Source organism: Flavobacterium sp., assembly GCF_035760125.1.
GTDB lineage: Bacteria > Bacteroidota > Bacteroidia > Flavobacteriales > Flavobacteriaceae > Flavobacterium.
The window spans coordinates 1-6,361 of the sequence record NZ_DASTTN010000266.1 but is presented as its reverse complement, the minus strand read 5'-3'; the positions used below and the strand labels follow the sequence as shown (position 1 = coordinate 6,361).

Sequence of the window (6,361 nt, the reverse complement as noted above, 5' to 3'; positions counted from 1 at the left end):
CAAAACGCCACCCAAATCATCATAAATCAAAATCAAACTATTATCACTCGCACCACAAGATCTATCAAACAACTTCACAGTAGTGCCTTTTGGACTTACTACTTCAATCTGAACATCAGATAAATAGGTATGTGTAAGACCCATACTAAAATTAACGTCTACTATTTCGGAAGTGCTTGAAGGCACAACAATTGTTTTCTCGGTATAAGCATGTGGAGCATCAGGTATTGGATAAGGGGTGTCAAAAGCATAAGAACTACAAGAAGTTGTAATACTATAGCCAATAGCAAAAGGCTTGCTATTTACTGCATAAAAAACATTGCCTGTAGGCTCTATTAAAATTCTACAATTTTTGTTTGCCGTTGAGGGTGCAGTAATCACTTGAGAACCGTCGTTTGGTGTATTAGATGCCAAAACCGTCGGAAAAGTCAAACCTCCATCTGTAGATAACTTAATATTCACATTGGATGCTCCTGCCAATAAATTAGAACTATTTACATTCCAAGTTATTGTTTGTGATGAACCCAAAACCCAACTGGAATTCGAATTGTTCTGTGAAGTAACAGCAAATGGTCCTTTAGTTTCGTCAACAGTAATTACCATCCCATCCGAATTGGTTTGTGCAGAACCCAAAACTGCATTATCTCTAACAGTAAATTCAAAATTTAAATTTCTAGCCACAGACGAAACCGACTCCCATGTAGTTGTCAGTTGTCCTGACAATACCCTACTCAATGCCGGAAAATAACGACTGGAAACATTACTTGGCAAAAAAGATCTAAAATTAGGGCCATTGGGTTTCGTAGCATAAGTGATGCTATTTGCATCACTTTGGTTAGTAGCTGAGTCATTTTGCTCCCAACAATACGTCATTGTATTTCCATTAGGATCTGAAGCAGAACCATTCAAAACAAAAGGAGTACTTTTTGGAATAATATAGTCCAACCCTGCATTGGCAGTTGGTGTTTGATTGTTCAATGTTGTGCTAACTGGACATGATTTGGACGCCAAATTACTTTGAATTTGGGAAATACTGGCATAAGCAAAATAATCATCTGATTGACTTTGAACGTCATAATCGGTAATTCCGGCATACCCCATAATAGTAGAACCACTCCCCGGCTCAACGCTCGTTGCAGTTCCTTCAATATCATATGAAAAAGTGTGTGTTGCCCCTAATTGATGTCCCATTTCATGCGCTACATAGTCAATATCAAAAGCATCGCCTTCTGGTATTCCATTTGCTGGCGACGTATAACCACTTCCTTTCCCATAGAGATCAGAAACTGTTGGATTAACACATACGCATCCAATACAACCGGCATCTCCCCCTCCGCCTGAATTAGCAAACAAATGTCCTATATCATAATTTGCATTACCAATTTGTGATGTTAAAGTGGATTGCAATTCAAGATTCCAAGCACCTTCGGATCCATCTGTTATTGTATTATTAGGATCATCAATTGTATAATCAGAATAAGGATCGCTAGTAGCGTCAGTATAAATTATACTATTATTATCAATCATAACTAATTGTACAGCCAAGTCTTTATTAAAAACGCCATTTACGCGTGTCATCGTGGCATTCATTGCAGCCAAGGCTTTACTTTTAGTTCCACCAAAATATTGGGTATATTCCCCCGTACATGACAACGCCAACCTCATGGTTTTAAAAACACCGTCACTTGACTTTACTTGAATCGTTTTCTTTGCCAAATCCCTATTCAATGCAACATCCACTGTTTTACAAGTTAAGGGCAAATCTCCTTTGTTTCTTTTCTTTGAACTCGAAACCACATATATTGATTTATTCTTTTCTAGTGGCTCGATAAATTCAGAACCACTGTCCCCTCTCAAAATCATTGTTTGAACACCGCTTGGAGAAACACTAAAACTAATAGATGCCTTTGGATCAGTAATTCCAGTTCCGGAATAGGCGCGAATTTCTGGATATTTCGCTTGTAGTTCGGGAGTAAAATTGGAAGACTCCACAACATTAAATTGCTCAATTTTACCAGCACTATTAGGAATTGCGACAGCTATACTTTTTGCCGTCGAAACACCAGAGTGAAGTATTTCCAACGATTGTTTAAATTCAACTTCGTTTAAAGTGTACGAAAGTTGACCCTCCAGTCCCAAATCTCCTTCCTGCTTTTGAGAAATCCCTCTTTGGGAAGAACTCACCGCCGTCCAAGATGATTTGGCTTGAGAAAACCCAACAAAACTTACGGCTAACAATCCTAAACAAAATAAAAATCTATTCATATACTGATGATGTGTATGTTTTTTGAAATATCAAATTGTATTTATATTTATCTCATCTGTCTCCATTTTGCTTTTGAATTCAACAACTCGATCCAATAGATGAACAAACAGATTACTTTCAATTGAAGCCTATTTTCGATTATACAATTCCAAAATTGATACACAAAATTAATTCATTTACAATGGAATATACAACGATTTGGAAAACGATTTGAAAAACATAACAATTACAGTAGATTGTAATGCATAATTTGAAGATTTATTAACATTACAATTGATAAAAATAGAAACTTCTTATTCTTCTTTTTAAAATAGATAGTATAAATTTGCAAAATATTTAAAAATAGGTACTTTGAAAATTTTTCATTCTATAAGCGATTTCCAAGTTGCATCTGGGGAAAATGCAAAAAAAACAATTCTTACGTTAGGAACCTTTGATGGCGTTCATTTTGGACATAAAAAAATACTGGAAAAAGTTACCCAAAATACTGAAAACGAAAAATACGAAAGTCTGGTACTTACTTTTTTTCCTCATCCTCGCATGGTTTTACAAGAGGATTCAGATATAAAACTGCTCAATACTATCGACGAGAAAATAGAACTATTGGATAAAATTGGGATTCAAAACTTAGTTATCCATCCCTTTGATGAAAGTTTTTCTAGATTGACTGCGGAGGAATTTGTAAAAAACATCCTTGTAGACCAATTTCATATCCATAAAATAATAATTGGCCATGACCATCGATTTGGGCGCAATAGAACTGCCAATATTGATGATTTAAAAGATTTTGGAAAACAATATGGTTTTGAAGTAGAAGAAATTTCGGCTCAGGAAATCAAAGAAGTATCCGTAAGTTCGACAAAAATAAGACAGGCTTTAATCGAGGGCAATGTAGCTTTGGCCAATGAATACTTGGGTTACGATTATTCTTTAACCGGAATCATTGCAAAAGGGAAACAACTGGGAAGAACTATTGGATTTCCAACTGCCAATTTAAAACTAGAAGAAAGCTTCAAACTTATTCCCAAAAATGGAGTTTACATTGTCAAAAGTATTATCGACTCAAAAACTGTTTTGGGCATGATGAATATAGGCTTTAACCCCACTGTTGAAGGAAAAAATCAAACTATCGAAATCAATTATTTCAATTTTGATAAAGATTTATACGACCAAAAAATCACTGTTTCCATATTGGAAAGAATCCGTTCCGAAGAAAAATTTGATTCGGTAGCGCTTTTAAAAGAGCAATTGGAGAAAGATAGAAATACGGCTTTGGCTTATTTTAAAAAATTATAAAATTTCCATTTACTTTAGGAATAAACATGCTCGATTTGGGCAAAAACCAATCAATGATTTTCGTTGAAAAAATAGAATACCTCTTAGTCTCGAGTGAGGGATTACTTCACTATATGTTTATTTTCATAGGAGTTCAGTTAATTTCATTTGGAGCAAACTATCGAAGTAGCCTCGATAGCCCAGCAGCATAAAACAAAGTGACCGTATCATCACTCTTATAAATTGGCCACTTTTCTTTATGGTGGCACACCCTAAATATCTTTGGAGAATTCATGAAGTAAATGATTTTGACGATGATCAATCCACGTTACTCTTCTACAACACGGATAAAAAACTCTTCTACAATTAATTACATAGATTTCGTTTATTTTTTGTAAATTTATGTCAATCTACCTGAATGCCAAATACATAATGATTTTTAACTTTTAAAAAACTACGCCATGAAAGTAAAAAAAGAAATTAAAAACGGGTTATTCATCTTTATATCAATAGGAGTCTATTTCCTTTTAATGGAATTTTTGGGTTTATCTAATGTTTTCTATTTGAGGTTGGTGAATGTGTTCTTCGTTTTATATGCCGTAAATGATACGTTGCGATCAAGAGTTTCCCACGGCAAGAGAAAATTTGTACCCAATATCTTGGCCGCCTTAACCACTTGCTTCGTTGGTGTCGTTTTGTCAATTATTGGACTGCTGGTTTATAGCTACATAAGAGGCGGTGATGCTTATATTCATAATTTATCGGAGAGTTTTTTATTCGGCGGCCATCCCTCAATCAATATGTATTGCTTTTCTTTGTTTTTCGAAGGAATCGCCTCATCAGTAATTGTAACTTTGCTATTAATCCTTTACTATAACGACAAATTTATAGCCGACTAAACTACAATTTTTAAACAATTCATAGTAAGTCTTTTTAAGCCGTGCACATTGCTTCTTTAGAACAATTTGATTACTTTTGGGGCATCAAAATAAAGGATCGATGAGTATCACAAAACACAACTGGACGAAAGAAGAAATTATTGCTATTTATAATAAACCTATGATGGATTTGCTTTTTGAAGCAGCGACTATTCATCGAGAGCATCATGACCCAAATGTGGTTCAGGTTTCTACTTTGGTTTCCATTAAAACTGGTGGATGTTCTGAAGATTGTGGCTATTGCCCACAAGCAGCGAGATACAACACTGGCGTTGAAGGAAATAATCTAATGTCAGTAAATCAAGTAAAAGCACAAGCCCTTCAAGCCAAATCAGGAGGTTCTTCCCGCGTATGTATGGGAGCTGCCTGGAGAAACGTAAAGGACGGTCCTGAGTTTGACCAAGTTTTGGAAATGGTACGTACCATTAACAAAATGGACATGGAAGTATGCTGTACCTTGGGGATGATTACCGAAAACCAAGCGCAACGATTGGCAGAAGCTGGTCTTTACGCTTATAATCACAACTTGGACACTTCAGAGGATTACTACAAAGAAGTTATCTCTACACGTGGGTTCGAAGACCGTTTGCAAACTATAGAAAACGTTCGCAAAACCAGTGTTACCGTTTGTAGCGGTGGAATTATAGGGATGGGAGAAAGCATAGAAGACAGAGCAGGAATGCTTGTAGCACTTTCAACTTTAAATCCTCAACCAGAATCGGTACCGATCAATGCTTTAGTGGCCGTGGAAGGAACTCCAATGGAAAATGAAAAACCTGTTGAAATTTGGGAAATGATTCGAATGGTTGCTACTACTAGAATTGTAATGCCAAACACACAGGTTCGTTTATCAGCCGGAAGGATGAATATGAGTCGCGAAGGACAGGCCATGTGTTTCTTTGCCGGAGCCAACTCTATTTTTGCTGGAGACAAATTACTTACTACTCCAAATCCTGATGTTAATGAAGACATGAAAATGTTTGATTTATTAGGCTTAAAACCTCAAAAACCATTTAAAAAAGCAGCACAGCGACCAACTGTTGAAGCAGTAGATTCACAATATGAGTCACTTGGTGAAAAACCAAAATGGACTCGCCCAAATCATACTATTGAGAAAAACTTGGAAGCATCTATAAAAGGAAAATAAGTCTTTTTTAAAAATATAGCTAACCCCATTTTCATAAAGAAAATGGGGTTTTTAGTTACTAAACTAAAAAATTATCTTATCTGTTTGATTGACTGAATTACTAAAAAGCGTTTTCACAATTAAAATTTGACGTTTCGGGATTAAATCAGAGATTACAAACTGTTCCTTATCGATATGCTCTTTTTGATAGAGTACATTCCCTTTTAAATCATAAATAATGATAGTTGATATGTTTCCAACTCTAGACTTTATACTTAATTGATTCTCTAGTGTATAGATTTCAAGCTGATGCTTAACATTTTCAACAACATCTTGATCCGAAATTGATTCTAGATTAGGTATATAAGTCAACACAAAACGCTCGTTGTATTCCCCTTTTAGCGTCGAAAACGAATAAGAACTTTTCTTTAAATCATGAAGTATTCCTGTATTTTTGTCTTTTAAATAAATATTGCACTTGGCCAACAATCCGTCCGCATGGTCAATTTTAATTTCAAAAGTACCTTCAATCGTAGTTTTATAGCCCAATGGCACTTTATCCGTTTTGTCAAATGGAACAGCTCGCCCTTGAATCACAAAATTATTACCATCATTTACACTATAAAAATCAACGTATGCATTACTGATACTCAAACCATCAAAAGCACTGTCTAGCCCATTCGTTGCTCCTGTAGCATAACCAACTAATAGTTGCTTGAAAGCACCCTCGGAATTGGTCAAATTCAACCAAACACG

5 protein-coding genes are annotated in these 6,361 nt (G+C 35.5%); 3 read left to right on the top strand and 2 right to left on the bottom strand.

Annotated elements, in window-relative coordinates; translation table 11 throughout:
* Positions 1-2,265, bottom strand: a 2,265-nt coding sequence (locus VFS71_RS09630; protein ID WP_326400971.1) for a reprolysin-like metallopeptidase, incomplete at its 3' end; no start/stop codon positions are given.
* A gap of 352 nt (positions 2,266-2,617) precedes the next feature.
* Here VFS71_RS09630 and VFS71_RS09625 point away from each other — a divergent pair.
* The 3 genes from VFS71_RS09625 (at position 2,618) to bioB (ending at position 5,626) form a co-directional block, all read left to right on the top strand.
* Complete coding sequence (locus VFS71_RS09625) at positions 2,618-3,562, top strand: bifunctional riboflavin kinase/FAD synthetase (protein ID WP_326400969.1); 945 nt, start codon at positions 2,618-2,620, stop codon at positions 3,560-3,562.
* A 440-nt stretch (positions 3,563-4,002) separates the two neighbouring features.
* On the top strand, positions 4,003-4,440 hold the full coding sequence (locus VFS71_RS09620) for a hypothetical protein (protein WP_326400968.1): 438 nt from the start codon (positions 4,003-4,005) through the stop codon (positions 4,438-4,440).
* 100 nt (positions 4,441-4,540) lie between these two features.
* The gene (bioB, locus tag VFS71_RS09615) at positions 4,541-5,626 is read left to right on the top strand and encodes a biotin synthase BioB (protein WP_326400967.1); all 1,086 of its coding nucleotides are present in this window, start codon (positions 4,541-4,543) and stop codon (positions 5,624-5,626) included.
* A gap of 63 nt (positions 5,627-5,689) precedes the next feature.
* Here the strand turns inward: bioB and VFS71_RS09610 are convergent.
* Positions 5,690-6,361 (bottom strand): T9SS C-terminal target domain-containing protein (locus VFS71_RS09610; RefSeq protein WP_326400965.1); only part of this gene is annotated, 672 nt, incomplete at its 5' end.